Raw genomic sequence first — 26065 nt, forward strand, 5'->3', positions numbered from 1 at the left:
TTTCCGGTCCAATCCGGTGCCACCCATGACTCGAAAGACGCCCACGCGCCCCTACCACCATGGGGACCTCAAGCGCGCCCTGCTGGAGGCGAGCCTCGAGCTCATCCGCGAGGAAGGCGTGGACGCGCTCACCGTGGCCGAGGTCGGCCGCCGCGTTGGCGTGTCCTCCGCCGCTCCCTACAAGCACTTCGCGGACCGCCAGGCGCTGTTGCGCGCGCTCGCCGAGGAGGGCAACCGGCGGCTTGGCGAGGCGATGGTCGCGGCGACCCAGGGGAGCACCGACCCGGGCGAGGCCTTCCGGCTCTCGGGCGTGGCCTACATCCGCTGGGCGGCGGAGAACCCGGCCCTCTACCGCATCGCGACGGATCCCGCCCACGTCGACTACACGGCGACGTCTCATGAGGTCGATGCCCCGGAAGCCCTCAAGGGCTCCATGGAGACGTTCTGGCCGGAGCTGGCGGCCCTGGTGCGCTCGGGTGCCGCCCTCCCCGCCTCCCATGCCCTGGTGCGGCAACTGCAAGGCCGAGCCCTGGCTCAAGGCGTGGCCAGCCTCTTCGTCAGTGGCGTCTTCGCTTCGCTCGGCATCACCACCGCGGACGCGGAGCGGATTGCCCGGGCGGTGACGGGGGAAGACGTCCCCGCCACACCGCGCCGGAGCAATCCCTCGCGCTCCCGCTGAGGGCCACGACCCTGGAGGTGCACGTGGAGAAGGACCTGCCGGAGCCTCTTGAAGAACCGGTCCCCGACTCGAACCGCGTCCCGGAGAAGCCCTCCGTCCCCGCGCAGGTGGAGCTCCCGACGATGCCCGGTGAGACCCCGGCGGCCCTCGCGGCGCCGGCTCCCGGCCCCGGCGTGAGCGAGGGGTTCCCGGTCTCGAGCTGGGAGCGCTACGACGTCCTCGAGCTGCTCGGCCGTGGCGGCATGGGCGAGGTCTACAAGGCCCGGGATCGCCGCCTGGGCCGCACCGTCGCGCTCAAGTTCATCCGCGGCTCCGATCCCGAGCTGGTCATGCGCTTCCTTCAGGAGGCCCGCGCGCAAGCCCGCATCGATCACCCGAATGTCTGCAAGGTGTACGAGGTCGGCGACGTCCAGGGGAAGGCGTACATCGCCATGCAGTTCGTGGAGGGCCAGCGGCTGGACCAGGTGGCCACCCGCATGACCCAGCAGGAGAAGGTGCGGGCCATGCAGGAGGTCGCCACGGCGATCCACGAGGCCCACCGGCAGGGCGTCATCCACCGCGATCTGAAGCCCACCAACATCATGGTCGAGCGCACCGAGAACGGGCGCTACTTCCCGATCGTCATGGACTTTGGTCTGGCGTACGACGCCAGCCACGGCCATGGGCTCACCCTGGCTGGCGCGCTGATGGGCACGCCCTCGTACATGGCGCCCGAGCAGGCGCGTGGCGAGCTGGGCAGCATCGATCGCCGCACGGATGTCTACAGCCTCGGTGCCACGCTCTACGAGCTGCTGGCGGGCACGGCGCCCTTCACCGACGCCACGCTCATGGGCACGCTGGCCAAGGTGCTGCATGAGGAGCCGCCGTCGCTGCACACGCGCGTGCCCCAGATCGAGCGGGATCTGGAGATCATCGTCCTCAAGTGCCTGAGCAAGGAGCCCCACCAGCGCTACCCGTCCGCTCGCGCGCTGGCCGAGGATCTCTCGCGCTACATCGACGGCGAGCCCATCCTCGGGCGGCGGCCGAGCCTGACGTACCGGCTCCGAAGGCTCGCGCGCAAGCACCGCGTCCTGGTGGGAGTCTCGGCGGCGTCCCTGGCGATCATCCTGATCCTCGCCACCTTCGGCGCGCGGACGTGGCTGGAGGCCCGGCGCACCCAGCAGCACTCCGAGGAGCGCGCTCGGCTGGCCGAGCAGCTCGGGCAGGAGGTCAAGGAGATCGAGTGGTTCTTGCGTCTGTCCTACGCGATGCCACTGCATGACACGGGCCGGGAGCAACAGCTCGTGCGCGAGCGCATGACGCGAATCGCCACCCGGCGGAGCGATGACCTGGGCTCCTCGGGCGAAGCGCTCGCCCACTATGCCGTGGGACGTGGCCACCTGGCGCTGCACGAGTTCGAGCAGGCCCACGCGGAGCTGCTCCGCGCGCGGCAACTGGGGCTCGACTCACCGGAGCTGCACTACGCGCTGGGCCGGGTGCTCGGGGAGCTGTACCACCGGGCGCTCGAGGACGCGCGGCACCGAGGCGGTGGGGACTGGCTGGAACAGCGGCGGCGGGAGCTCGAGACGCAGTACCTCGAGCCCGCGCTGCGGTCGCTCGAGCGCAGCCAGGGCATCGAGCTGGAGTCTCCCCGCTACCTCGAAGGACTCATTGCTTTCTACCGCGGGGAGTACGACGTGGCGGCCAGGGCCGCGGCCCAAGCCTCCCAGGAGGCGCCCTGGATGCCGGAGGCCTGGAAGCTCGCGGGAGACGTGGCCCGGGCCCAGGCGGTGGAGCGGCTCGAGCTCAGCTACGACGCGGCGAGCGCCGGGCTCCAGGACGCGACGAAGCGCTACGAGCAAGCCCTCGAGCTGGGGCGCAGTGACGCGCTGAACCATGAGTCCCTGGCGGAGGTGTGGCTGCGGCAGTCGGAGTTCGATGAGAAGCAGGGCAAGTCGCAGGAGCTGGCGCTGGAGCGTGCGCTGGCGGCGAGCGAGAAGGCCCTCCAGGCGGCGCCGCTGCGCTCGGAGGGGTACACCCAGAAAGCCTACGCCCTGATGCGCCGCTTTCGGGCGAACTTCCATCGGCTCGAGGCCCGGGAGGCGAGGCCTCTCCTGGAGGAGTGGATTGCCTCGGGCCTGCGCGCCGTGGAGTTGAATCCCCGGGATGTGTCCGCCCACGACGCACTGGGAATCGGCTACTTCAAGCGCGGAGAGCACGAGGCACGCAACGGCCAGGATCCCGGCGCCTCGTGGAACGAGGCCATCGCCCGGTTGGGCCGAGCGCTCGAGCTCCAGCCCAACCATCCATGGGCGCTCAATGATCTGGGCGTCATCCACCTCTCCCAAGGCTCCTACCTGTGGGAGCACGGCCAGGATCCGCGCCCCGCGTACCAGGCGGCGGTCCGCCGCTTCGAGCAGGCCGTGCGAGTCGATCCGAAATACCTCTACGCGCACGCGAACCTGAGCTCCGCGCACAACGCGCTGGCGGCGTACACCCTCTCGCGAGGGCTCAACCCCGAGACGGAGGTGAAGGCGGCGCTCGAGGCCATGGAGCAGAGCCTCTCCCTCGACCCGAACTACTACTGGGCGATGACGGAGGGCTCCATGGCGGAGCTGGCCTCCGCGCGCTACCTGCTCGCGGTGGGCCAGGATCCGCGCCCGGCGCTCGACAGGGCGCTGCGGTTGCTCGAACGCTCCTCGCGTACCAACCCGGACTATCGGCGAACCCACCTCTACCGGGCGACATGCTTCTCCCTGGAGGCCACCCACACCCTGCGCGAGGGGGGTGATCCCGGTGCCGCGCTCGACCAGGGGCGGCGGGCCCTGGCGCGGGCCCTCCAGTCCGATGCGGGCTGCGTCGCCTGCCGCATCGAGAGCGCCCGGCTGGAGCTGACGGCGGCGGCGTGGGCGCGGCGGCGCGGCGGCTCCGGATCGCCGCTGCTCCAGAAGGCGCTCACGGAGGCGCGACGCGCGGTGGAGCTGTATCCCTACTACGAGACCCACCAGGAGCTGGCTCGCGTGTATTGGCACCTGGCGGAGACCGCCGCACCGGGCCCGTCGCTCCCGGCCGTGGCCGAGGGGCTGAAGCAGGTGGAGCTGGCGCTTCGGCTCCATCCAGGGCTGGCGCACGTCCACGCCATCCGAGGGGGACTGCTCCTGGTCCAGGTGCGGCGGGTGCCCGAAGGGACGGAGCGTCTCGACACCCTTCAGCAGGCCCAGGCCGCGCTCCAACGGGCCCTCGAACTCAATCCATTCCTGCGCTGGGAGTATGAACCCTACCTGGCTGAAGTGGAGGCGCGGCTTGCCCGGAGACCTGCGCGTTCCTCGGCCCCGTGACGAGCGGCGCGCTGGTCTGGAGCAATTTCGACAGCTGTCCCTGACTCGCGGCGCTGTGCAGAGCGGGGTCGCACTCCGGCAGCTCGTGTGAGGCGGGAAGCGCGGGGAGTGGGTCTGCTCCGAGGGGAGGGATCCGGCGGAACCGCGGGCTCAGGCAGACCGCCCCATCGGGGCTCCAGACGGCTTCAACCCCAGGCATGACGGCATTCATGATCTCGTACTTGTCCTGGACGGCGAGGGGGGTGCCGCCCACGGTGTAGCTCTTGAAGTCCCCACTTCCGACGAAATAGGCGGCGCGCTTTGCCTGCAGACAGGAGCCATAAAGGATGTTGGCCTCGTCCCGCTGCGCGCCTTCTTCCGTCCAGGGCTGGTAGCCCCAGAGCATGCACGTGGTGATGGCGCCGGTACGGCAGGCCATGGTGGTCGTCTCCGCGGCCTCCGTGACCCTGGCACTCACACTGTGGACGCGGTTGCCGGGAAGGAACGCGGCCAGCCCTACGTCATCGTCGCAGTAGGGCTGCCAGACATTCTTGCCGCCCAGAGCGTAGTCCGCCTTGTAGAGCTGGATGCCGTTGTCCACGCTGCCGAGGCGCAGTTTCAGCCGGAACTGGGGCGCCTCTTGGGGGAACTCGAACTCCAGACTTTCCAGCTCACCCCCTGACAAAGACCGCTCCTTGGTGTCATCGCGCACGGTGACGATGAGGCCCCCTTCCTTGGCGTAAACACTGGCCACGAAGACGGGCTGTCCGTCCAACCACCCCCCCGCCTTCAGAGCGATGGCGTGCGGCTGGGCCGGGAAGCCTTGGTCGACATAGACGCGCTGTCCGCTCAGCACCATGCCACCACCTGCGAGATTGTCGAAGGACTCCGGGCAGAAGACGTTCGGCTCTCCCCTCATGCGGATGCAGTAGCCCGAGCCCTGGGAGACATAGATGCCCTGGCCGTTGGTGGGGTTGTCGCAGGTGCCGGTGGTACAGACTTCATCCACCCCCCTCGATGCCGTTCGCAGGGCCAGGGGCTCCTGCTCCACGAGTCCTTCGCCGCAGCCCGCTCCCATCGCGACGGCCACGAGGCTGCTCAAGGTCGCCGCCAGCAGCCCGGACCCGGGCTTCATGGAGTTGCTCTTCGTCGCGATGTTCACGTCTATTCCCCCGGGGTAACGGATGGTCTGCGTTCAGTGGGCGCGTACAACGCCCCAGCCGCCGAATCATCATCCATTCAGGAACCATGCCGAAAGCGCGACCACGGCGCGTGGAGAGAGGAGGCCCAGCCGCCTCGAAGGATTCCGGGAGGATGGCCAATGGGGGCCGTTCTTCCCGATGCCGGGAGCGCTCCCGAGTGCCTCCCCTGGCACAGCCGGGTGGCACCGTGAGCTGTGCCATGTGCCAGCCCCCTCTCCGTCTTATGTTCCGCTGGCGGACCTGGGGACGGAGGACTACCACTCCCCGCGTCAGCAGGACTGAGCGCGGGCTCGCATCGCCGCGGAGGGGTTCCAGTGCGACGTGAACAGCTCGTCCGGCTCATTGCCCGGGAGGTGGTGGCCCGCCGCGCTCCGCACGAGAAGCTATCGGGGCTGTACGAATACTGGGGCTGGGACGAGGACTCGCCAGACTGGTGGCGGCTGCCCGCGTCGGTCCGCCAGGAGATGCTCCATCGCCCGGGCTCTCCGCCGAAGCTGTGGCGCTCGACCTATGACACCTTCTTCGAGATCGCCGAGGAAGAGGCACGCAAGCTGGTGCGCAACGAGGCGCTGCTCGTGGAGGCCCGAGCGCTGGGAGTCGAAGTAGACCGTGTCGAGGGTACCCCCGCGGCCGCCGAGCCCTGCCCCTGCTGCGGCTTTCGCACGTTCGAGTGGCGTGGGGAGTACGACGTGTGTCCCGTCTGCTCGTGGGAGGATGATGGTGGTGAGGAGTCCTTCGATGACGGGCCCGAGCAACTGGCGCGCTTCAGCGCGCCCAACCACATGACGCGCGCGGAGTACCGGAGGCAGTACGAGCACCAGCGTGAGGAGGACCTCCGCTCCGGCGATCCCGACCGCCTCCACAAGTACGAGCGCTTCCCACGGTAGAGCCCTCAGACCTGATGAGCGGCCTGTCCGCCGAGGAGCGCCAGCAGCTCAAGGCCCTGCTCACGAAGGTCGCCGCCGGCATCCCTCACGTACGCGAGCCCTGAGCCCCTTTTTTACCCTGGTAGTTAGGAGCCTAATCACATGGAAGAAACCACGACGCGCATCGTTCCCGGCAATGAGGTGTGCACCCTCATCAACGTCTTCACCGTGGCGCCCGAGCGGCAGGCCGAGCTGGTGAAGCTGCTGGAGGAGGCAACGCAGGAGGTGATGCGGCACCTGCCGGGGTTCATCTCGGCGAACCTCCACCGCAACCAGGAGGGCACCCGGGTGGCCAACTACGCGCAGTGGGCGAGCCGCGAGCACTTCGAGGCCATGCTGCGCGACCCGAAGGCGCAGACGCACATGCGGGCCGCGGCGGCGCTGGTGGAGAAGTTCGAGCCACACCTCTACGAGGTGGTCTCCACGCACGCGCGAAGTGCACCATGAGTCCGCCCTGGTACTGGGTGGACTGGGTGGCGGTGGCCTCGCGCGACCACGTGCACGAGGAGCTCCACGCCCCCGCTCAGGTGCGGTGACAGCGGCACTTCGCCCCGGTGCAACGGTGCGGACCGCCCTCCCCCCGCATCGACGATCGCCTTGCCTGTTGGGCTTTCCACTGCCCCAGGCTAGGCTGCGCCTCCCCCTACTCGTGCCGCTCCCCCCTCGTGCGGCGCCTTCGGCCCGAAGGAGATGTCCATGATGCTGAAGCGTTTGATGTTGCTGGTGGCAGGTACCCTCTCGCTGGTTCCGTTGTCGCCGGCTCACGCCGACCAGTTGCAGGACATCAAGAAGAAGGGCGAGCTGACTTGTGGCGTGCTCGGTACCGATGAGCCTTTCAGCTTCATCCAGGATCCCGCCAGCCGCGCGATCGTCGGCTACGACGTGGACCTGTGCAACGCGGTGGCCAAGAACCTGGGCGTGAAGAGCACCCTCAAGCAACTGGCGGTGTCCGCGCGCATCCCCGAGCTGCAGCAGGGCCGCGTCGATCTGCTGGCCGCCTCGCTCACCCACAACAAGGAGCGCGAGGCGCTGATCGACTTCTCGCTGTCCACCTTCATCACCGGGCAGAAGGTCATGGTGAAGAAGCAGAGCGGCATCACCCAGTTGGAGCAGCTCGCCGGCAAGAAGGTGCTGACGGTCAAGGGCTCCACCATGGAGCAGAGCATCAAGAAGGCGGTGCCGACGGCCGTCATCGTCTCCTTCGACAACAGTCCGCAGGCCTTCCTCGCGCTGCAGCAGGGCAAGGGCGTGGCCTACGTCAACGACGAGACCTCGCTGATCGACGACTTCTCCAAGCTGGGCCCCGTGGCCAAGGACTACGCCATCCTTCCCCAGAACCTGTCCACCGAGCACTTCGCGCTGGGTCTGAAGAAGGGCGAGTCCGCGTTCCGGGAGCAGGTGAACAAGGTGCTGCGTGACCTGGAAGCCTCGGGTGAGGCCGAGAAGCTGTTCACCCGGTGGTTCGGCCCAGCCACCAAGATGAAGTTCCCGAGCCGCCCGTTCAAGATCGAGACCGACAAGGTCGACTGAGCCCGGCGGAGGGTCCGCCCCCGACGGGGCGGGCCGTCGTCCCGAGCGGCCCATGAACTCATTCGATGTCTCGATGCTGCTGTCCGGCCAGTACCACGACTGGCTCGTGAGCGGCTTCGTCCTCTCCATCAAGCTCGCGTTGATCACGCTGGTGTTCGCACTGCCACTCGCACTGCTCGTGGCGGTGCTCAGGCTCGCGCCGCTCGCGGTGCTGCGTGCGGTGGGCGTGGTGTTCGTCGAGGCGATCCGCAACGTGCCGCTCCTGGCGCACATGCTGTTCTGGTACTTCGGCGCGCCAGAGGTGCTGCCAGAGCCGCTCAAGGTCTGGCTGTACGAGCACGATGTCGAGGCCGCCAGCGCCGTGATCGCACTGGTGCTGTACACCGCCGCCTATATGTCGGAGGACATCCGGAGCGGCATCCGCTCGATTCCCAAGGAGCAGATGGAGGCCAGTCGCGCGCTCGGTTTCAGCTTCCTCGGCGCCATGCGGCTGGTGATCCTCCCCCAGGCGCTGCGCCTGACGGTGCCCCCGTTGATCAGCCAGACGCTCAGCCTGTGGAAGAACACCAGCATCGCCATGGTGATCGGCGTCGCCGAGCTGATGTACCAGGCCCAGCAGGTGGAGAGCGCCAGCTTCCGCGGCTTCGAGTCCTTTGCCTTCGCCACCGGGGCCTACCTGATGATCTCGCTCGCCATCACCGGCGTCTCCGCCTGGTACCACCATCACCATCCGGTGCGGAGCGCCTGATGTGGGAGATCCTCCAGACCTACTGGCTGTACTACTTGATCGGACAGTATCCGGACGGTCCGCTCGGGGGCCTCGCGCTGACGCTGGTGCTGGCCGCGCTCGCCCTGGTGCTCGCCCTCCCGGTCGGCATCGTGCTCGCGCTGTGCCGCCTCTCGCCCTACCGCCTCCTGCGCTGGCCAGTGACCGCCGTGGTGTTCGTGGTGCGCGGCACGCCGCTGCTGATGGTGGTGTTCTGGGCCTACTTCCTGCTCCCGACAATCACCGGGCACATGACCGACCAGTTCAACACCATGCTGGCGGCGCTGGTGATCTTCGACGGTGCCTACCTCGCGGAGATCATCCGCGCCGGCATCCAGGCCATCCCCAAGGGCCAGATGGAGAGCGCCCGCTCGCTCGGGTTCGACTACCTGCGGGCCATGCGGCTGGTGATCCTCCCGCAGGCGCTGCGCAACATGCTGCCCTCGCTGGTCAACCAGTTCGTGTCGACCATCAAGGAGACCTCGCTCGGCTACATCATCAGCCTCGGCGAGGTGTCCTTCGTCGCAACCCAGATCAACACCCAGCTGTTGACCCGGCCGGCCGAGGTCTATCTGTTGCTGGGGCTCACCTATTTCGTGCTGTGCTTCAGTCTGTCGCGCTTCGCCTTCTGGCTGGAGCGGCGGCTGGCCGCGGGCGCCTCATCCCCGGGAACGCGATGATCAAGCTCGAGAACGTCAACAAGTGGTACGGCGACTATCACGCCCTGGTCGACATCACCGAGGAGGTCACCCGGAGCGAGGTGGTGGTCGTGTGCGGCCCCAGTGGCTCCGGCAAGTCCACGCTGATCCGCACGATCAACCGGCTGGAGCCGATCCAGAAGGGCCGCATCCTGCTGGATGGCCAGGACATCTACGGCCAGGGCGTCGACGTCAACGCGCTGCGCAGCCGCATCGGCTTCGTCTTCCAGCAGTTCAACCTGTTCCCCCACCTCACCGCGCTGGAGAACTGCACGCTGGCGCCGACCCGCATCCGCAAGCTCCCGCCGAAAGAGGCGCACGAGCTGGCGATGTCGCTCTTGAACCGCGTCGGGCTCGCGCACAAGGCCTCCGCCTACCCCGCGCAGCTCTCCGGAGGACAGCAACAGCGGGTGGCGATCGCCCGGGCGCTCGCGATGAATCCGCCGGTGATGCTGTTCGACGAGCCCACCAGCGCGCTCGACCCCGAGATGGTCGGCGAGGTGTTGCAGACGATGAAGGGGCTGGCGCGCGATGGCATGACCATGGTGGTCGTCACGCACGAGATGGGCTTCGCCCGGGACGTGTGCAACCGCGTGCTGTTCATGGACGAGGGCCGCGTCCTGGAGCGCACCACGCCGGAGCGTTTCTTCAGCCGGCCGGAACACCCGCGCGCCCAGAAGTTCCTGGCCGACGTCCTGTCTCCCTGGCAGGGCACGCCCGACACGAGCCCCTGAGGGACGAGGCTCGGACCTATACTCACGCCCATGGACACAACCACTCCCAAGCCCGAAATCTATCTGACGTTCGATGACGGCCCCTACCCCAGCACCGAGAGCATCCTGGAGATACTCAAGGAGAACGGCGTGCCCGCCACCTTCTTCTTCTGCTCGGCGAGCAATGGGCTCGGCAAGGACGCGCAGTACCGGGCGGTCAAGAAGGCCATCGAGGGCAACCACCTCCTGGGCAACCACGGGGACGACCACTACCCCGCCTCGCGCCGGGACTACCTGGCCGAGAAGAACCGCGGCGATCCGCAGAAGGACTTCCGCGAGAACCGCGAGGACTTCGAGACACTCTTCAAGAACCACCAGGATGTGTTTCCCGGCTTCCGCGCGGCGCGCCTGCCCGGGGATGGCCGCTTCATCGACGACATCGTCCGCGCCATCGTCGCCCAGGAGAAGGTGCCGCACTTCGGCTGGCACATGGAGTTCGCGCCCAACAAGACCTTCGCCCACGTCAACTACCGGGACTGGCAGGGCATCCCCGGGGTGTCCTCCTCCCATGCCCGGATTCCCCATTCCCAGTGCATCCTCCTGCTGCACGACAGCCACTGGCGGGGCGCGAAGCTCGAGGGCCTCAAGGCGCTCATCAAGAAGCTGAAGGAATTGGCCGTCATCCGTCCCCTGCCCCTCACGCCTCCGAGCAACGCGAGCAGGGTCTTCCTGTCGCAGTACACCGGCCCCATCGCCACGACGTAGGCGCCCGCCCCTCCCCATGGTGAATCTCCGCTCGCTGTCCCTCCTCGCGCTCGGTGCCCTGGCCACCGCGTGCCGCCATCGGGAAGACGTCCGTCCCCCCGCGCCGCTCGTGGCGCCCACCCCCAGCCCCTCCGAGTCTCTCGCGGAACTGCGCTGGGTGCTCGGGGGCTCGCGCCTCCTGGTCGACAACCAGTGGCTGTTGGATCCGGAAGGCGGCGGTTACACGGCGCTCCCCTACACCACGTCCCGGCCCGTCGAGGGCGGCGGCACGGAGCAACTGGGCATCTCCCTGTCCCGAGGCGGCGCGCGGATCGTTGTCTGGGACTCGCGCCAGTTCAGCTTTGGTCCGGTGGACTCGGCGCCGAGGGGACCCTTCTCCCTTCCCCCGCTTCCCCAGGACGCCCCGAGGCAGGCGCGACTGCTGTTCTGGGATGACCAGGAGCAACTGTGGCTCTACCAACATCGGCTCGAGGCGGAGGCGTCGCCCACCTGCGACGTCTTCGACTCCGCGACCGGGGCATGGAGGCCCGCCGGAGGATGTCCCGAGGGCGACTTCGTCGAGCTCACCCAGGTGGACCCCGGCCCGGATCAATGGATGACCCTCTTCTCGGAGGCGGAGGGCATGCGGAGCGTCCGTCTGACCCACTCCGGGGCCGCGGTCCTGGGCTTCGAGTTCTCCCCTCCAGGTGACGTCCAGACACAGTTCTCGAGAGATGGCACGCGGCTCGAACTCACGACGCCCTGTGCACTGGAGCAGGAGGAGCGGCCCTGCCGGGACGTGGAGGACGAGACCCCATGGCGGCGCTACTCCTGGCGCCTCCAGGAGCGTCGGCTCGTCCTGGAGCAGGAGGGCCTTCCGCCCCACGTCACGCCTTCACCCGAGGGAGGAAGGCTCGCGTGGCCCGAGCCGGGTCGCGTGTGCATCGGCGAGGCGGCGCGCATCGGGGCCGCGCGCTGTCATGCGCTTCCCACCCCTCGGCACGCTCAGTCGACCGCCTGGCAGGAGTAGAGGTCGCGGATGATGAATTCTGCTTCCGCCCCCTGTTCTGCCGGCGTGAAGAAAATGGTCCGGCTTTCGCCCGCGGTGAGATCGAAGGCATTGTCGGAGAACCGGCCCTCGGTATTGGCCTCGATCATCACGAAGAGTGCCAGCCCCTTGGATGAAAGCGTGAGCTCGTAGCCGCCATCGGCGCTCCGGACCGTGCGGGCGGAGATCCCCGGCGGCTCCAGTTCGAGCTGCTTGTAGGTGCCGTTGACGTGGTGCCCTCTGCCCGACGAACCGTCCGAAGCCGAATAGGACCACACGAGCAGGTGCCCCTCGGGCACGCTGCCGGCTGGCAGCGAAATCAGCGTGGAGGCGGCATCCGGCCGGCAGGTGCCGTGCGCGGTAGTCAGCGGCGAGCGTTGGCCATCCATCGAGACGGTGAAGAACTCGGCCGAAACCTCGGTGGGTTGGGAGGTGTCGTTGACCATGGCCATGTCGATCACCTTCCCGTCGGCTGACGGGATCGCGAAGATGCCGACGGGCGCGAAGAAGCGCCGTGCCAGATAATGCATGGCCTTCCAGTTGCCGCCGTAATCCAGGCTCGCCCAAGAAGCCACCGGCCAGGTGTCGTTGAGCTGCCAGATGATCGTGCCCATGCAATGGGGCTTCAGCGACCTCCAGGACTCAACGGCGGTTTTGATCGCCAGACCCTGCTGGATCTGCGAGAGATAGACAAAATTCGCAAAATCCTTTGGGAACCTGAAGTAGCGGAACATGGTGCCCGCGATGCGCTCGTTGCCGCCAGGGTTCTTCTGGTGCACCTCCATCACTGGAGACGCGATGTTGAGGTCCTTCTTCTCGGCGAACCAGCTGATCAGCAGGTTCGACGTGTAGGACTGGAAGCCGAATTCCGAGCAGAACCGCGGCTTGACCTTGCGGTAATGGTCGAACGACTTGTTTTCGTGCCAGACCGACCAGACATGCATGTCGCCGGAGCCGTCGGCATGCCAGGCATCGCCGAAGTCGAGGTAGCCGCAGGACGGGCTCGATGGCCACCAGATGATCTCCGGATGGGCCTTCTTCGCGGCGGCCTCGATCGTCCGGTTCAGTCTGTCGTAGGAGACGAGGTAGCGATCGCGGTTCTTCTGGGAGACCTCGAACCAGGTGAGCGCGCCCACGAGTTCGTTGTCGCCGCACCAGAGCGCGATCGAGGCGTGATGCGAGAGCCGCCGCACCTGGTAGTCCACCTCGGCCGCGACATTGTCGAGGAATCCGGGCGTCGAGGGATAGAGATTGCAGGCGAACATGAAGTCCTGCCAGACCATCAGGCCCAGCCGGTCGCAGATGTCGTAGAACCAGTCGTGCTCGTAGAAGCCTCCGCCCCAGACGCGGATCATGTTCATGTTCGCGTCGACCGCCGACCGCAGGAGCGCCTCGGTCTTCTCGGGGCTCGTCTTGGAGAAGAGCGCGTCGGCCGGAATCCAGTTCGCGCCCTTGCAGAAGATCTCGCGGCCGTTGACCCTGAAGGCAAAGCGGGCGCCTGCCTCGTCCTTGTCGGTGATGAGTTCTATCGTGCGGATGCCAATCTGGCGGACGACGGTCTCGCCAGGGATCGTGACCTCGAGTTCGTAGAGTTCCTGCTTGCCGCTGCCGGCGGGCCACCAGAGGCGCGGCCGCTCGACGACGAAGCGCTGGTGGATCACCGTCTCGCCGGCATTCGCACCGCAGTCGAGCCGCACCCTCTCGCCATCGAATTGGAATTCGACTGGCAGCACGCAAGGGTCCAAGGCGAAGAGGGTCAGGACCACATCGAGTTCAACCGAGCCGTTCGCCCGATGGAGCTGCTTGACCATGAGATATTCGATGCGCGCCGGGTCCAGCTTGCGCAGCTTGACCGTGCCATAGAGTCCGAGCGGCGCGAGCGCGATGTTCCAGTCCCAGCCGAAGTGGCATTGCGGCTTGCGCAACATGTTTCCGTATGGAATCGGCGAGTTCCGGGTCCACGGCACCTCGAAGGGCTGCCGATCATGGACCGCCTTGCCGGCCTCGATGGGGGAATGCAAGAGAACCTCGATCGTGTTCTCCCCCGCGACGAGGAATTCCGACACGTCGGGCCGGTAGCGGCGGAAGCAGTTGTCGGCCTCCAGCACCCTCTCGCCATTGACGCGGATGGTCGCGACCGTATCGACGAAATCCAGGTCGAGATACCAGCGGCCCTCCAAATCGGAAGCGTCCAGCCGGAAGCCACGCGAGAGCCTCCAGTCCTTGTGCGCCACCCACTGCACCTCGGCTTCGTTCTTGCCGAAATAGGGCTCGGGGATGATGCCCTGCTCCCGCAGGGCGGAATGGACGTCGCCCGGCAGGGTGATCTTGAGGTCCGGCCGCTGGCCTTCGGCATCGAGCGACCAGATGCCACCAAGGTCGATCTGGGTGGATTCAGGCATTTTGTATTCTGAGCATCCCCTGCCCTCGTGTGCCAGAGCCGCGGAAAGGTCCCGAGGACCATTCACTCGAGGGCAAGTGAGGAAAGGCAACGGCTTCGCGAGTAATGTAGGAGGGGTTCAACCCCCAAGGAGTGGAGCCCGTGTCCGCCATCGACATTCCCGCCATCGACACCGAGCGCCTCACGCTCCGCGGCCCGCGACGCGAGAACCTCGAGGAAGCGTTCGAGATGTGGAGTGACCCGCGGGTGACCCGGTACATCGGCGGCAGGCCGTTCACGCGCGAGGAGACGTGGTCCCGGTTGCTGCGCTACGTGGGCCACTGGGCGGTGATGGGGTATGGGTTCTGGGTGGTGCGCGAGAAGAGCACGGGCCGGTTCGTCGGCGAGGTGGGACTCGCGGACTTCCGGCGGGAGACCGACCCCTCGTTCGACGGGGCGAAGGAGGCGGGCTGGGCGCTGTCTTCATGGGCGCACGGAAAGGGTTTCGCCACGGAGGCGGTGAGCGCGGCGCTGAGGTGGGTGGACGGCAGGTTCGGTCCGGAGCGCGTGGTGTGCATCATCGACCCGGGGAACGAGCCCTCCCTCAAGCTCGCGCACAAGTGCGGGTTCCGCGAATTCGCACGCGGCACGTACAAGGGCGAGCCGACGCTGATGTTCGAGCGGGTTCCCGGAGCCAGGTGAGCAGGCGGGGGGCCGCGCGTGCAACGGCGTGTGATACAGATTCGCCATGCTCGACCTGACGACCTCGATGCTCTTCCTGGCCGCGACGCTCGCGCTCAACGTGACGCCCGGCCCCGACATGCTCTACGTGGTGGCCCGCAGCGTGAGCGAGGGCCGCAAGGCGGGCATCGTCTCGGCACTGGGCATCGCGGCCGGATGCCTCGTGCACACCTTCGCCATCGCCGCGGGGCTCTCGGGACTGCTCATGGCCGTGCCGCTCGCGTTCGAGGTGGTGAAGCTCACGGGCGCGGCCTACCTGCTCTACCTCGGCGTGCGCGCGCTCCTCAGCCGCGACACCGGAATGGCCGCGCCCACCGTCGAGCGCGCCCGTCTGTGGGCCATCTTCCGCCAGGGCGTCGTCACCAACGTGCTCAACCCCAAGGTGGCCCTGTTCTTCCTCGCCTTCCTCCCTCAATTCGTGGACCCCAAGCGCGGCCCCGTGTCGGCGCAACTCGTCCTGCTCGGGTTCCTCTTCAATGCCTCGGGCACGCTGGTGAACACGGTGGTGGCGCTCGTGTCGAGCGGGGCCGGCCGGTGGACGAAGCACCGCGTGGGCTCGTCCACCCACTTCAAGCGCGCCACGGGGCTGGTGTTCGTGGGGCTGGGGCTGCGGCTCGCCCTGCTCGAGCGGAAGTAGCCGCCCCCCTCCTGGCCGCTCGAGCACCCCCCGCGGAGCGCTGACGTGAGGCTCAGGCGCGGCGGCGGCGGAGGAGCCCGAGCGCCAGCATGAGCAGGCCCGCGGCCGGCGCGGCCGCGGTGCCGGAAACGCCGCCGAGCTGACAACCACCGCCGCTGCTGCCCGGCGCGTCGCCCGGCGTGCCGCCGTCGCCGCCCGTGCCGCCGTCGCTGGGCGGAGCGATCGTGACGGTGGCGCAGTGGTGGTAGTAGCAACCGCCGGGGTTGTTGATCGCGTGGTTCGACATGAACTGGGTGATCTGCAGCGTGCACTTGTCACAGGTGAAGTCCTGCGGCAGCTGGACCTGGACGGACTGCGGACCGGACAACGGCGAGGAGTGCACGAGCAGGCCGTCGGCGAGGAGCGGCAGCGTCGGATTTGCGTTGATGGTCGTGCTGCCGCACGGCGTATCGCCGGGGACGACCGGCGGGTCTGCGGGCAGCGAGTTCATGTCCTGGGCGATCGAGACGCGGTAGTGGCCGGGGTGGAAGACCGTCTCGGTGAGGTCGATGGTGATCGTCTGTCCCGGGCGGTAGGTGGTGACCGCGCCGGTGGGCTGGGCCGGCTGCCCGGGATCGGCCTGGCCGCAGGGCTCGCTCTTCTGCGGGTTGCCGAGGCGATCCTGCGCCGCCCAGCTCGCCGGCTGCTGGATGCTGAAGTGGGCGCGCGCCGGCGCGGCGGAGAGCAGGAGCGCCGCCGACGCGGTGATGAGGGAAGGAGTCAGGGAGGGTCGTTTCATGGGGGTTTTCTCCAGGCCCGAGGGGCGGCGGCAGCCTACTGCGCGGCGGAGACAGGCCCTAAAACCTTGTCGCGGGGGCTCACACGAGCCGGTGTCCACCATCCACGTGCAGCACCTCGCCCGTGGTGAAGCCGTTGCCCATCAGGAAGAGCGCGGCGTGGGCGATGTCCGCGGGGACTCCCACGCGCCCGACCGGGAGCCTGCGCACATGCTGCTCGAAGCGTTGCTGTTTGACGCCCTCGCCAAAGCTGTCCCACACGGGCGTGTCGACCCAGCCGGGAGACAGCAGGTTCACCCGGACGGGCGCGAGCTCGAGGGCCAGGGCCCTCACGAGTGACACGAGCGCGCCATTCGCCGCGGCGACGACCGACCCCCCTGGCCCCGGTCGCACCGCCGCGATGCCTCCGGTGAAGAGGAGCGAGCCTTGGGACTCGAGCCGTGCATGCTTGGCGACGTGGAGCGCCACCAGCAGCTTGGAGTCGAGGCTTCGGCGCGCCATGTCCAGCTCGAGCTGACGAACAGGTTGATAGTAGGGCTCCACCGTCGTGACGACGACATGGTGCGCGGGCGGACACTCCTCGAAGAGCCGCCGGGCCTGCTCCTCCTGGGTGAGATCGGCGGCGAAGGTACGTACTCCGTGTGCCGCCGAGAGCTGGGCGGCGGCGGCGGCGAGCCGCTGTGCGGAGCGGCCCACCAGGGTCACCGAGGCTCCGGCCTCGAGGCTGGCCTTGGCCACCCCAAGACCGATTCCAGACGATCCCCCTGCCACGATGACGTGCTGATCTTTCAGGTTCATGCCTTCGAAGTAGCGCACCCTCCCGCTGCCAGCCATGGGATGGTGTGGCAAGCTCCATCCCATGAATGGGATGACCTCCTTGGACGACTTGCGGCTCTTCGTGGCCGTTGCGCGGCACTCGAGCTTCGTGGAGGCGGCGCGGCGCACGGGAGTCCCCACCAGCACGGTGAGCCGCAGGGTGGCTCAGCTGGAGGAAGCGCTGGGTGCCCGCCTCATCCAGCGCACCTCGCGGAGTGTCGGCCTGACCCATGAGGGGGAACGCCTGCTGGAGCGCGCCGGGCCGCTGCTCGAGGGGCTGACCTCCGTGCTCGACACGAGCATGGAGCGCGAGGACGAGCCCAGGGGCCGGCTTCGGGTCACGGCGCCCGTGATGACAGGCTCACAGCGCATCGCGCCGGCGCTGTTCGCCTTCGCGGCCAGGCACCCCCACGTGACGCTGGAACTCGAGCTCACCAACGCCAGGGTGTCCCTGATCGAGGAGGGCTTCGATCTGGCCTTCCGCGTGGGGCCCATCCACGACGCGGAACTGGTGGCACGGCGGGTCTGGTCGGTCCCCTTCACGCTCGCCGCATCGCCCCGGTTCGTGAAACAGGCGCTCAAAGGCCGGACCCAGCTCGATCGCGAGTTGCTCGGCTCGGTGCCCGCCATCCTCGGGCGGCCCGGCGGTGTCTGGCGCCTTCGCCGACGGGATGGTTCCGTCGAGGATTTCCAGCCATGCGAGCGCCTCCGCGTGAACGATCCGCGGATGACCATCGCCGCGGCGGTGCAGGGGCTGGGGGTCGTCTGCGCTCCGAAAGAGGCCATCGAGCAACAGGGCCAGGCGCTCGTGCAGCTCACCCTGACCGGGCGCACGGTCGAGCCGCGCGAGCTCTTCGCGGTGTACCCGTCCCGGCGGCAACTGCCCGCCCGGGTGCGCATGGCGCTCGACTGGGTGATGAAGCACGGCTGACCCCGCCTCGGCCGCGGCCAGAGCCGCTTCAGGCGATGACATGGAAGCCTCGCTAGGGTCTCATGGGCCCCGGTCAGGAAGCCGTGGAGGCGGACAGGCGGAGTTCACATTCCTGGCCCTCGGCCAGGGCCTCTGGGTTTCGCCGGGAGAAACAGGGTTCATGAGACTTGGTGGCTATGTCATTCACGGAAACAACTGTGACACCCTAGAGAGGTGTCTCGCGAGCCTGTCCGCCGTTTGCGACGAGGTGGTGGCGCTCGACTCCCAGTCCACGGACGGCTCGGTGGAACTCGCACGGAAGATGGGCGCCCGCTCCGTGTCGCGCCCATGGCGGGGCTACGGAGCCGCCCGGACCGCCGCCATGGAGGCCTTGGGCTCGTATGACTATGTCTTCTATCTCGACTCGGACGAGTACCTGGAACCCGAAGCCCTCCAGACCCTTCGGGCCTGGCGGAGCTCCGCCCCGACCGCCCCCGCGTATCGCCTGCCCCGCCGGGACTGGGCCGAATTGGACGGGCACCGCTTCCTCTACCGCACCGAGTGGCGCGCGCGCCTGGTCCGGGGGGATGCCGCGGTGTGGCGTCCGGAAATGATCGTCCATGAAGCACTGCCCCGGATGCACGCGCCTCGCCTGCATGCCCCCATCGAGCACCGCTTCGCCACGTCCCTCCAGGGACGGGAGGCGAAGGAAGAGCGCTATGCCTTGTTGTGGGCCGTTCGCGCCTTCGCCGAGGGCAAGCGCCTCAAGCCCGCGGCCCTTCAACGTCCGGCGCATCTGCTCCGCGATTGCCTCGTGCATGGCGCCCTCTGGCGCGGCGGACTCGATGCGCTGCGGCTCGCCTGGGCCGTGTCCGTCTACCACTCCGCCAAGTACCGCCACCTCGGCGCCTTGAGGAAGGGAGGCTTCCCGGAACTGAGAAGGGCCTTCGCCGAAGGGCGCTACGAGGAGGTGTTCGCGCTGGTGAAGGGACAGTCCCTGCCCGCCAGCACGGCCGAGCCCTCCACGAAGTGACGCACGGCCGAGCCGAGGAACGAGCGCGAAGAAGGAGAGAGGCCAACGCTCGGTGCCCTTCCTGTCCCAGCCGTCCGAGTGCTGAAGTGGTGGGTCAGGAGGCTGGATGATGGGGAACGACGACGAACAGCTCCAGGAGGAGCTCCACTGGACGCCGGGGAAGAAGTCCCCCTGGCGGAGCACGCCCCGCGGCGCGACCGCCATCATGGCGATGGGGGGCGTGCTCATGCTGGCCATGTGGGGCGTGACGATGACCCTCGTGGGCTCCGCGAGGGATCTCGCCGCCGTCGGGGTCTTCCTCGTCATGGGGCTCGAGGGGCTTGTCGCGCTGGGAATCGCGCGATCCCTCTGGCGCGCGATGGGCCCCGTTGCGCGCGGCATCATCCGGCCGCTGATGGTCCTCGGACCCTTGCCGCCCCTCGCCGTCCTCTGTTGTACGAGCCTGGCCCTGGTCCAGGCGCTCAATCCCCAGGCGGGCTTCGTGAGCCGAGGCAAGAACTGGGGCATTCCCCTCAGGGGCGGCTCGGTCCGGTTCAGCGAGGTCCAGGCCCTCTGCTCGAAGCTGGGGAGCCAGTGGCGGATTCCCAGCGAAGACGAGGTGGCGAGGTTGGATCCACCGCCGCCCGTGGGAAGGAATTCAACGCATACGAACTACTGGCTGCTGCCCGCGCCCGGCACGAGCCCGGCGGAGGACGTCTTCCTCGCCGTGAGCTGCCTGGGACCCCGATGCTCGACCGACATCCTGCGGCAGGCCAGACGCCCGAGCGGAGACGGAGAGAACGCGGGCGCCGCCCTCTGCGTGAACTTCTGACGCGCGCGCCCTCGGAGACGGCAACTGCTCGAGGCTCCTCGCGGAAAAGTCACACAAGAAATACCAGATTCTTGGTATCTGAGAAACTCCGAGCAAGCACTCGCTGAGGAGGAACCAAGAGAATGCGCACCCTGGACAAGCTGTCCGTCATCGCGGTGTGGGGCCTGGGTCTCGTCGGTTGCGGAGGTGTGCAGGACGTGGACCTGGGCGGCGATGGGGTCGCCAGTCAGCTCGAGCGGGATTTCGGTGGCCCGAGCGGGCTCATGGACTTCTTCGAGAGCCACACGGAGGAGGAGATCCGTCAAGCGATGGCGCCCTACGGAGTCGGGTACGTCAACCGCGGGCGGGTCACCGCGGCGGTGATCAGCGATTGCCCGAAATACTTCCCGTCGGGCGACCGGAGCATCTGGCACAACTTCGACGGCGAGTACTTCTTCATCGACAGTGCGGGCCGGCCGAACCGGGCGTACAAGTACCTGCCGCCGATCGTCGCCGCGCCGCGTATCGACTCCTGCCAGACGAGTGTGGGGCAGTGGGGCGACGCGGAAAACCCCAGCAATGACTATGACGGGGGGCATCTCATCGGCTCGCAGCTCGGGGGCTGGGGCGGGCGGGCGAACCTGGTGCCACAGGATGCCAACTTCAACCGTGGCAACTGGGTACAGCTCGAGAACAAGATGGCCAAATGCGGGAGTCTGCCGAGCGGCCGGTTGCGCTACTCCCTCGGTGCGAACTACCCGAACTCCACCGCGCTCATTCCCAACAACATGACGATGGAGATCAGCAACCAGTCCACGGGGAGCTCCGTGTCCATGTCCTTCTCGAACGTGGACTACGGTGGCACAAACGGCACGAATGAGCGGACCCGTGGCGTGAACTGGCTGTCGAGCCAGGGGTGCAACTGAGCCGGCCCGTCCGAGCACCGCGCGCTGCCTCTCCTCCAGACGAGAGGCAGCTCACGGAAGAACAAGGTCAGTGGCGCCGCAGCCACGCCGCGAGCGGTCCCCAGGCGAGTGTGGGCGCGTCCTTCGCGTACAAGAGATCACCATGGCCGAAGTCCTCGGCCACTCGCTCTGGCCCGAACCGGCGAACGACGTGCGTGGTGATATCGGTCGACGAGACCTTCGTCGTCGAGTACAGCCCGTGGTCGCCAAACCCGCCCGCGGCGCCGAGGTAGAAGAGCGGGACGCGGATCTTCGCGAGTTCGGGCCTGGGGGTCGTGCCGCACCAGATCTCATCGAACTCCGCGGTCTCGAGCATGGACTGGTGCGGCGGCGCGCTGGCGAACCACGCGGTCACGTCTTCTTCGGACGACTCGCGCAACCCCGTGACATTGCCCTCGGCGTCGAAGATGGGCGCACTCAGGTGGTACACCGGCGTGTACGGCGCGAGCCACCAGGTCAGACCCGACAGCGTGAGCGCCACTCCGCGATTCGTGTAGCCGGAGAACAGGGGTGACGTCTCCTCGGGCGCGCTCCGAGCCAACTGGCCCGCCGTGATGAAGAGGCTGTTGCTGGAGTCGGTGACCCCCTGGGCCAGGGCATCGCGTTCCGCCGCGGCATTGGCGCACGCCAGGGCCTTCAGGTCGGCATCCTCGGGAGCGATGTCGTAGTAGATGTCGAGCGCCGCGATCGCCGAGATGTGGCGGCCATCGGCGGCGGCATAGGCGTAGGTGAGCTGGGCGCCATGCGAGAATCCGCCGAGGACGATCCGGCCTGGATCGCGGTCAGTGAGGGTCCGCGTCGCCCGCGCGAAGGCGAGCGCGACAGCGGTGTCCCCGATCGCCTGGTGGATGCCCATCTCGCCCAGATCGGAGATATCACCGTCCGTGGTGGGCAGCGTCCAGCGCCGATCAACGCCCCAGGCATCGATGCCGCGCGACGCCAGATAGGGGGCGAGCCCCGGGGCCGACGACGCGGGATGGCCGAGTGACGGCACGAAGTTCGTGATGAAGTTGGCGAAGTCTCCGTGCAGCAGCATCACCGCCTGCGAGGTCGGGCGCGGCCGCCACGGCGAGAGCTCACGAACGACGCGGTGGATGCGCACGCGTGCATTCGGCGTGGAACCCACGCGGAGATCGAATTGATAGTGATAGAGGTCATCAGTGATGTGCTCGCGCGACACGGCGAACGGTGTGCTGACCGACGCGAGCTGTTGAGCTTCGGTGAGTGCGGGGGGAGACGCGAGTGCAGGCGCGCACGCGATGAGCACGGCGGCTGCGAGGCCAAGACGGGACATGGCGGAACCTCTTGAGGGATCGGTCTCGAACAAGATCAATCCCGGGTGGGGAGAGAAGCTCCTCAGTCGTGAAGAGCCCTATGGTTATATCGGCCAGGCCCCCCAATTGTTGCCTCCGTAATATTGTCCTCGAGGCCGCTTCCCAGGCCCAGGCCCCGCATCGAGCAGTCCACCTGGCACCTCACTTCCGGCCCGGCGGCCCGCGCCGTGAGCGCGCCGCTCTACACACCCGGGCTCACCCATGGCCCCGAACCGCGTTGGCCAGCACCGACGTGACGCGCCCGGATCGGCGCCCACTTGCGGATGGTGATCATCACGAAGCTCAGCAGGCCACTGGTGAGCAGGCACCAGGAGAGACGGGACAGGAACAGCCCCGCCGAGCCCGCGTAGGCAAGGCCCAGCAGTGGCAACAGCAAGCAGTTGCCCAGGACAGGGGCCAGGTCGCTCCACGGACCCGCGCCAAAGTTCTCCGCCAGGGCATGCATCATGCTGAAGAGTCCACAGACGGCAACCCCCACCAGCAGGCCCACGCTCATGCCGAACGCGAGACCAGAGGAAGTGGAACTCGCCAGGATGGGCTGGAGGACAACCCCCAGAAAGGCGAAGACCGCGACCATGCCCAGCAGGACGGTCCCGAACCATTGCCCCGGCGCCTCCTTGCGCCGCAGGAAGAAGGCCAGCAGGCAGGGGGTGACGAGCAGCAGGCCGAGCACGGCGCCCATCGCCCGCTCCCGCTCCATGCCCCAGAACAGCTGGGCCTGGATGAATTGGAGGCTGATGAGGCTCAGCGACGCGACCAGGACGAGGCTCTCGGCCAGTCCCCACGCCATCGCCTGTAGCTGATCCCGGGAGGGCAAGAGCCGGATGTCCGCCCGCTGCATCCACAGCACACCACAGGCCGTCCCACACATGGTTCCCATGGTGATGCCCGCCACGATCCAGGAGCTATCCCTCAATGGGATCGAGACGAGCACCGCGACCGCGCCCGCGAGGCCCCCCAACGTCGCCGCGCCCACGGCGGCCCCCACCCCCGTGAGCATGCTGAGCCCCAGCGCGCCCACGATCGCGATGCAGTAGGACATCGTGAGCTCCCGCGTCATCCCCTCCAGCATGCCAGGGGGAAACGCGTCGGCGTAGACGAGGAACGGGCCGGTGAGCGCCAGGTCGAACAGGAGCACCGTGACGAGTGGTCCCAACAGGCATCGCAGCAGGAAGATGAGCAGAGGCATCTGCCTGGCCTGCGTCACCGAGAGCTGGTAGGCCCCGAACCCCAGAGCCAACCGAGGGTCCACGGAGGCGAGTTCGCGCTTCCACCCCTCCGCGTCCGCGATGGCCGCCACGAACAGCTTGATGGTCCCGTAGGCGAAGCTCCGCTGCCGCCACCCCTGCGGCCCGGCACCGCATCGCCGGTACCAGAGTGACAGGAGGGTCGAGGCCGTGACGGCGAGCACCCGGCCCTCCTCTCGCGTCCGCTGGGTCACCAGCCCCACCACCTTGCCGCCCCGCACCACGGGGCAGCCCGGCAGCTCCCGCATGTCCACGTTGGCCTCCGGGCTCGTGGTCACCTCCAGCATGTCCCCCTGTGGAGAGAGCCGGCCCAGCAAAGGCTGTCCGCCCTGCGCGGGAGAAAGGAGCACGAGGCAATTCGCACTCTCCGTCGGCGCATCCGCCAGCAGGGACCACTGATCCCTCGCGTCTGCCGTGGCCCCCAGCACCTCGACGACGAGCTCCGAGCCTCCCATCGGAGCGCCGCCCTCCACCGCCGGGGCCAGCAGCGCCAGGTTGGCCTCGTCATCCGACGTCAGGACGAGCACCTGCTCCGCCTGGCCGGGTGCTCGGACCACCACGCGCCGCACGTCCCGGAACTGGGGTCCCAGCAAGTGGGTGGAAGCCGTCAGGTAGAGGTCCGGGCCCATGCGCCAGGCGGAGACCTCTCGCGTCTCTCCGCTCTCGGCGGAGGTACGAAAACGAACGACCTCGGGTCGAGTGTCCATGCGCATGTCCCCCCGCGCAGGGCCCGTGCTCCGGACCCGCGTCACGTGGATGCAGCCCACGCTAGCACAGGCTCGCTACCCGCCAGCCGGAAGTGTCTGACACCTCAGCGCGGACACCTCAGCGCCGGAAGTGTCTGACACCTCCGGCGACACCTCCGGCGGGCGGGCGATGATCAGGCTGATCAGGCGGGCTGGCCTGGCTGCTTCAGCACCCAATCAACGAAGGCCCGCGCAGCCGGCCGCAAGCGTCGATGTGCCGGATACACCACGTAGTAGCCAAAACGTGTGGGCACGCTGGGCCCGGGCAGCCGCACGAGGCGGCCGTCGGCAAGGTAGGGCACGGCGATCTGCTCGCGCGCGAGCACAACACCCAGTCCATGCACCGCACCCTTCAGCGCATCCGTGGTGTCGCTGAAGGTGTAACGCTCGTCGAGCTGTGCGCCGCGTACGTCCGCGGCGCGGAACCAGTCCTGCCAGCCCTGGAGCGAAAGATCCGAGATCAGCGGCAGCTTAACGACATCCGCCGCTTCATGGACGCCATGGATGCCCGCCAGCGCCGGCGATGCCGCCGGGAACAGGGCGTCGTCCATCAGGTGGTGCGCGGTCAATCCCGGCCAATGCCCCTGACCGTAGCGAATGCCGAGATCGGGGCCACCCTCTTCGAAGCGGGTCAGCGCCAATTCGGTGTCGACGTTGAGGCGGATGTGCGGATGCGCGGCGGTGAACCGCGGCAGGCGCGGCACCAGCCAGGTGTAGGTCAGCGAGTGCAGAGTGGTGATGCGCACGCGGTCTCGCTCTTCCCGCGTGTCGCGCAGCCCGCGCATGACGTCGTCCATGTTGGCGATCGCGCTGCTGGCGGCATCGGCGAGCTGGCGGCCTTCCGCCGTCAGCGAGACGCCACGTGCGTGCCGCTGGAACAAGGCGACACCGAGCTGCGCTTCCAACTTGCGAACGTGGTGGCTGACCGCGCTGGCGGTCAGGTGCAGCTCCTCCGCCGCGTGGGCGAAGTTCTGGTGGCGGGCAGCGGATTCGAACGCCGCCAGGGCCGGGATCCAGTCCGTACGAAGGGCCATGGCGAGCCTCAAATCATATTTGAGGCTGGTAGCAAAAAGATGCGCTTGTGGGCTGCCATGGCTGGCGGCAATAAGAGGGCAGACACCAACCACGTTGATGTCACGGCGCTCTCGCCCAAGGACAGGCAACCTCCATGAGCTCTCCCGCGCTCACCCGTACGACCTCTCCCGTGCTCCCAGGCACCTGGCTCACGCTGCTCGAGCTGGGGCTGCTGGGTGCGATCTGGGGCGCGTCCTTCATGTTCATGCGCATCGCCGCCAAGGACTTCGGCGCCCTGCCCCTGGTGGAGCTCCGGCTGGCCCTGGGAGCGCTCGTGCTGGTGCCGTTCCTGTGGCGAGCCCGAAAGGCCTTCACGCCGAAGCTGTGGCCGAAGCTGGCGCTGATTGGCGCCCTCAACTCCGCGGTGCCGTTCGTGCTGTTCGCCTGGGCCGCGCAACGTGCACCGGCCGGTATCGGCGCGATCACCAACAGCATGGCGGTCCTGTTTACCGCCCTGGTGGCGTTCCTGTTCTATGGCGAGCGCATCGGAACCCGGCGGGTGGTGGGGCTGCTCGCGGGCTTCGTCGGCGTGGTGGTGCTGGCCAGCGGCAAGGTCGCGGGCGCGAGCATCGGCTGGGCGGTGGCGGCAGGCACGACGGCCGCGTTCCTGTACGGCATCGGCGCGAACATGGTGCGCCGTCATCTCACCGGACTGCCAGCCGGCGCGGTTGCTTCGGCCACGCTCTCGTGCGCGGCATTGATGACGCTGCCGTTCGCGGTCGCCACGTGGCCGTCACATCCCATTCCGGCAGTCTCCTGGCTGTCGGCCGGGGCGCTGGGGGTGGTCTGCTCCGGTCTCGCGTACGCTCTGTACTACCGCTTGATCCAGCGCATCGGCGCGGCACGCGCGGTCACCGTCACCTACGTGGTGCCATTGTTCGCCTTGGCCTGGGCCTGGCTGCTGCTGAACGAGCCACTGACGCTCCCCATGCTGCTCGCGGGCGCACTGATCCTGGGAAGCGTGGCACTGAGTCAGCGGGAGCGCGGCGGGTGAGGCCCAGAGTCCATGAACCA

General features: G+C 68.0%; 24 protein-coding genes. 17 read left to right on the forward strand and 7 right to left on the reverse strand.

What is annotated here, in order from left to right:
* The first annotated feature begins 25 nt into the window (after nt 1–25).
* The gene (locus tag F0U63_RS29155; protein WP_395834677.1) at nt 26–679 is read left to right on the forward strand and encodes a TetR/AcrR family transcriptional regulator; all 654 of its coding nucleotides are present in this window, start codon (nt 26–28) and stop codon (nt 677–679) included.
* Nucleotides 680–702: 23 nt separating this feature from the next.
* A complete protein-coding gene (locus F0U63_RS29160; RefSeq protein WP_395834679.1) occupies nt 703–3996 on the forward strand; it encodes a protein kinase in 3294 nt (1097 codons plus the stop codon).
* Here F0U63_RS29160 and F0U63_RS29165 read toward each other — a convergent pair.
* Nucleotides 3905–5137 carry an ADYC domain-containing protein gene (locus F0U63_RS29165; RefSeq protein ID WP_395834681.1) on the reverse strand — a complete coding sequence of 411 codons (1233 nt, stop codon included), beginning with the start codon at nt 5135–5137 and terminating at the stop codon, nt 3905–3907. The genes F0U63_RS29160 and F0U63_RS29165 overlap by 92 nt on opposite strands.
* Before the next feature lie 354 nt (nt 5138–5491).
* Between F0U63_RS29165 and F0U63_RS29170 the strand changes: the two genes are divergently transcribed.
* The 8 genes from F0U63_RS29170 (at nt 5492) to F0U63_RS29205 (ending at nt 11584) form a co-directional block, all read left to right on the forward strand.
* Entirely contained in the window at nt 5492–6064 is a 573-nt protein-coding gene (locus F0U63_RS29170) for a CPCC family cysteine-rich protein (protein WP_395834683.1), read from the forward strand.
* 141 nt (nt 6065–6205) lie between these two features.
* Complete coding sequence (locus tag F0U63_RS29175) at nt 6206–6550, forward strand: antibiotic biosynthesis monooxygenase family protein (protein ID WP_395834685.1); 345 nt, start codon at nt 6206–6208, stop codon at nt 6548–6550.
* A gap of 249 nt (nt 6551–6799) precedes the next feature.
* Entirely contained in the window at nt 6800–7633 is an 834-nt protein-coding gene (locus F0U63_RS29180) for an ABC transporter substrate-binding protein (RefSeq protein ID WP_395834687.1), read from the forward strand.
* A 52-nt stretch (nt 7634–7685) separates the two neighbouring features.
* A complete protein-coding gene (locus F0U63_RS29185; protein ID WP_395834689.1) occupies nt 7686–8381 on the forward strand; it encodes an amino acid ABC transporter permease in 696 nt (231 codons plus the stop codon).
* Nucleotides 8381–9079, forward strand: a complete 699-nt coding sequence (locus F0U63_RS29190) for an amino acid ABC transporter permease (protein ID WP_395834691.1) — start codon at nt 8381–8383, stop codon at nt 9077–9079. The genes F0U63_RS29185 and F0U63_RS29190 overlap by 1 nt, the downstream gene beginning before the upstream one ends.
* Entirely contained in the window at nt 9076–9831 is a 756-nt protein-coding gene (locus F0U63_RS29195; RefSeq protein WP_395834693.1) for an amino acid ABC transporter ATP-binding protein, read from the forward strand. The genes F0U63_RS29190 and F0U63_RS29195 overlap by 4 nt, the downstream gene beginning before the upstream one ends.
* 30 nt (nt 9832–9861) lie before the next feature.
* The gene (locus tag F0U63_RS29200; protein WP_395834695.1) at nt 9862–10575 is read left to right on the forward strand and encodes a polysaccharide deacetylase family protein; all 714 of its coding nucleotides are present in this window, start codon (nt 9862–9864) and stop codon (nt 10573–10575) included.
* Between the two features lie 16 nt (nt 10576–10591).
* Complete coding sequence (locus F0U63_RS29205; RefSeq protein ID WP_395834697.1) at nt 10592–11584, forward strand: hypothetical protein; 993 nt, start codon at nt 10592–10594, stop codon at nt 11582–11584.
* Here F0U63_RS29205 and F0U63_RS29210 read toward each other — a convergent pair.
* Nucleotides 11560–14004 (reverse strand): glycosyl hydrolase 2 galactose-binding domain-containing protein, encoded by a 2445-nt coding sequence (locus tag F0U63_RS29210; RefSeq protein WP_395834699.1) that lies wholly within the window; start codon nt 14002–14004, stop codon nt 11560–11562. The genes F0U63_RS29205 and F0U63_RS29210 overlap by 25 nt on opposite strands.
* Before the next feature lie 140 nt (nt 14005–14144).
* Here F0U63_RS29210 and F0U63_RS29215 point away from each other — a divergent pair, with 140 nt between their 5' ends.
* On the forward strand, nt 14145–14684 hold the full coding sequence (locus F0U63_RS29215) for a GNAT family N-acetyltransferase (protein WP_395834701.1): 540 nt from the start codon (nt 14145–14147) through the stop codon (nt 14682–14684).
* 46 nt (nt 14685–14730) lie between these two features.
* Nucleotides 14731–15360 carry a LysE family translocator gene (locus tag F0U63_RS29220; RefSeq protein ID WP_395834703.1) on the forward strand — a complete coding sequence of 210 codons (630 nt, stop codon included), beginning with the start codon at nt 14731–14733 and terminating at the stop codon, nt 15358–15360.
* Nucleotides 15361–15412: 52 nt separating this feature from the next.
* Here the strand turns inward: F0U63_RS29220 and F0U63_RS29225 are convergent, their stop codons facing one another.
* The gene (locus F0U63_RS29225) at nt 15413–16138 is read right to left on the reverse strand and encodes an SCE4755 family polysaccharide monooxygenase-like protein (protein ID WP_395834705.1); all 726 of its coding nucleotides are present in this window, start codon (nt 16136–16138) and stop codon (nt 15413–15415) included.
* 79 nt (nt 16139–16217) lie between these two features.
* Entirely contained in the window at nt 16218–16934 is a 717-nt protein-coding gene (locus F0U63_RS29230; RefSeq protein WP_395834707.1) for an SDR family oxidoreductase, read from the reverse strand.
* A gap of 70 nt (nt 16935–17004) precedes the next feature.
* On the opposite strand from F0U63_RS29230, the gene F0U63_RS29235 reads away from it, so the two are divergent.
* The 4 genes from F0U63_RS29235 to F0U63_RS29250 all read left to right on the forward strand — a co-directional run bounded on the left by F0U63_RS29235 (nt 17005) and on the right by F0U63_RS29250 (nt 20611).
* A complete protein-coding gene (locus F0U63_RS29235) occupies nt 17005–17883 on the forward strand; it encodes a LysR family transcriptional regulator (RefSeq protein WP_395834709.1) in 879 nt (292 codons plus the stop codon).
* A 160-nt stretch (nt 17884–18043) separates the two neighbouring features.
* Nucleotides 18044–18895 (forward strand): glycosyltransferase family 2 protein, encoded by an 852-nt coding sequence (locus tag F0U63_RS29240; RefSeq protein ID WP_395834711.1) that lies wholly within the window; start codon nt 18044–18046, stop codon nt 18893–18895.
* 106 nt (nt 18896–19001) lie between these two features.
* Nucleotides 19002–19706, forward strand: coding sequence for a hypothetical protein (locus F0U63_RS29245; RefSeq protein WP_395834713.1), 705 nt, complete (start codon nt 19002–19004; stop codon nt 19704–19706).
* 122 nt (nt 19707–19828) lie between these two features.
* Nucleotides 19829–20611, forward strand: coding sequence for a DNA/RNA non-specific endonuclease (locus F0U63_RS29250; protein WP_395834715.1), 783 nt, complete (start codon nt 19829–19831; stop codon nt 20609–20611).
* Between the two features lie 67 nt (nt 20612–20678).
* Here the strand turns inward: F0U63_RS29250 and F0U63_RS29255 are convergent, their stop codons facing one another.
* From F0U63_RS29255 to F0U63_RS29265, 3 genes are all read right to left on the reverse strand, one after another.
* Nucleotides 20679–21944, reverse strand: a complete 1266-nt coding sequence (locus F0U63_RS29255; protein ID WP_395834717.1) for an alpha/beta hydrolase family protein — start codon at nt 21942–21944, stop codon at nt 20679–20681.
* Between the two features lie 221 nt (nt 21945–22165).
* Nucleotides 22166–23938 carry a hypothetical protein gene (locus tag F0U63_RS29260; protein ID WP_395834719.1) on the reverse strand — a complete coding sequence of 591 codons (1773 nt, stop codon included), beginning with the start codon at nt 23936–23938 and terminating at the stop codon, nt 22166–22168.
* A gap of 182 nt (nt 23939–24120) precedes the next feature.
* Nucleotides 24121–25011 carry a LysR substrate-binding domain-containing protein gene (locus F0U63_RS29265; protein WP_395834721.1) on the reverse strand — a complete coding sequence of 297 codons (891 nt, stop codon included), beginning with the start codon at nt 25009–25011 and terminating at the stop codon, nt 24121–24123.
* Between the two features lie 134 nt (nt 25012–25145).
* Between F0U63_RS29265 and F0U63_RS29270 the strand changes: the two genes are divergently transcribed.
* Entirely contained in the window at nt 25146–26045 is a 900-nt protein-coding gene (locus tag F0U63_RS29270; RefSeq protein ID WP_395834723.1) for a DMT family transporter, read from the forward strand.
* The last annotated feature ends 20 nt before the right edge of the window (nt 26046–26065 follow it).

This window comes from Cystobacter fuscus, from assembly GCF_044360685.1.
Classification (GTDB): Bacteria; Myxococcota; Myxococcia; order Myxococcales; family Myxococcaceae; genus Cystobacter; species Cystobacter fuscus_C.

Coding starts and splice junctions, on each gene's coding strand:
- F0U63_RS29225 (WP_395834705.1), bottom strand. CDS start 16,138: ATGAAACGACCCTCCCTGACTCCTTCCCTCATCACCGCGTCGGCGGCG.
- F0U63_RS29175 (WP_395834685.1), top strand. CDS start 6,206: ATGGAAGAAACCACGACGCGCATCGTTCCCGGCAATGAGGTGTGCACC.
- F0U63_RS29200 (WP_395834695.1), top strand. CDS start 9,862: ATGGACACAACCACTCCCAAGCCCGAAATCTATCTGACGTTCGATGAC.
- F0U63_RS29220 (WP_395834703.1), top strand. CDS start 14,731: ATGCTCGACCTGACGACCTCGATGCTCTTCCTGGCCGCGACGCTCGCG.
- F0U63_RS29185 (WP_395834689.1), top strand. CDS start 7,686: ATGAACTCATTCGATGTCTCGATGCTGCTGTCCGGCCAGTACCACGAC.
- F0U63_RS29270 (WP_395834723.1), top strand. CDS start 25,146: ATGAGCTCTCCCGCGCTCACCCGTACGACCTCTCCCGTGCTCCCAGGC.
- F0U63_RS29235 (WP_395834709.1), top strand. CDS start 17,005: ATGACCTCCTTGGACGACTTGCGGCTCTTCGTGGCCGTTGCGCGGCAC.
- F0U63_RS29155 (WP_395834677.1), top strand. CDS start 26: ATGACTCGAAAGACGCCCACGCGCCCCTACCACCATGGGGACCTCAAG.
- F0U63_RS29195 (WP_395834693.1), top strand. CDS start 9,076: ATGATCAAGCTCGAGAACGTCAACAAGTGGTACGGCGACTATCACGCC.
- F0U63_RS29265 (WP_395834721.1), bottom strand. CDS start 25,011: ATGGCCCTTCGTACGGACTGGATCCCGGCCCTGGCGGCGTTCGAATCC.
- F0U63_RS29230 (WP_395834707.1), bottom strand. CDS start 16,934: ATGAACCTGAAAGATCAGCACGTCATCGTGGCAGGGGGATCGTCTGGA.
- F0U63_RS29240 (WP_395834711.1), top strand. CDS start 18,044: ATGAGACTTGGTGGCTATGTCATTCACGGAAACAACTGTGACACCCTA.
- F0U63_RS29210 (WP_395834699.1), bottom strand. CDS start 14,004: ATGCCTGAATCCACCCAGATCGACCTTGGTGGCATCTGGTCGCTCGAT.
- F0U63_RS29255 (WP_395834717.1), bottom strand. CDS start 21,944: ATGTCCCGTCTTGGCCTCGCAGCCGCCGTGCTCATCGCGTGCGCGCCT.
- F0U63_RS29205 (WP_395834697.1), top strand. CDS start 10,592: ATGGTGAATCTCCGCTCGCTGTCCCTCCTCGCGCTCGGTGCCCTGGCC.
- F0U63_RS29245 (WP_395834713.1), top strand. CDS start 19,002: ATGATGGGGAACGACGACGAACAGCTCCAGGAGGAGCTCCACTGGACG.
- F0U63_RS29250 (WP_395834715.1), top strand. CDS start 19,829: ATGCGCACCCTGGACAAGCTGTCCGTCATCGCGGTGTGGGGCCTGGGT.
- F0U63_RS29180 (WP_395834687.1), top strand. CDS start 6,800: ATGATGCTGAAGCGTTTGATGTTGCTGGTGGCAGGTACCCTCTCGCTG.
- F0U63_RS29260 (WP_395834719.1), bottom strand. CDS start 23,938: ATGGACACTCGACCCGAGGTCGTTCGTTTTCGTACCTCCGCCGAGAGC.
- F0U63_RS29190 (WP_395834691.1), top strand. CDS start 8,381: ATGTGGGAGATCCTCCAGACCTACTGGCTGTACTACTTGATCGGACAG.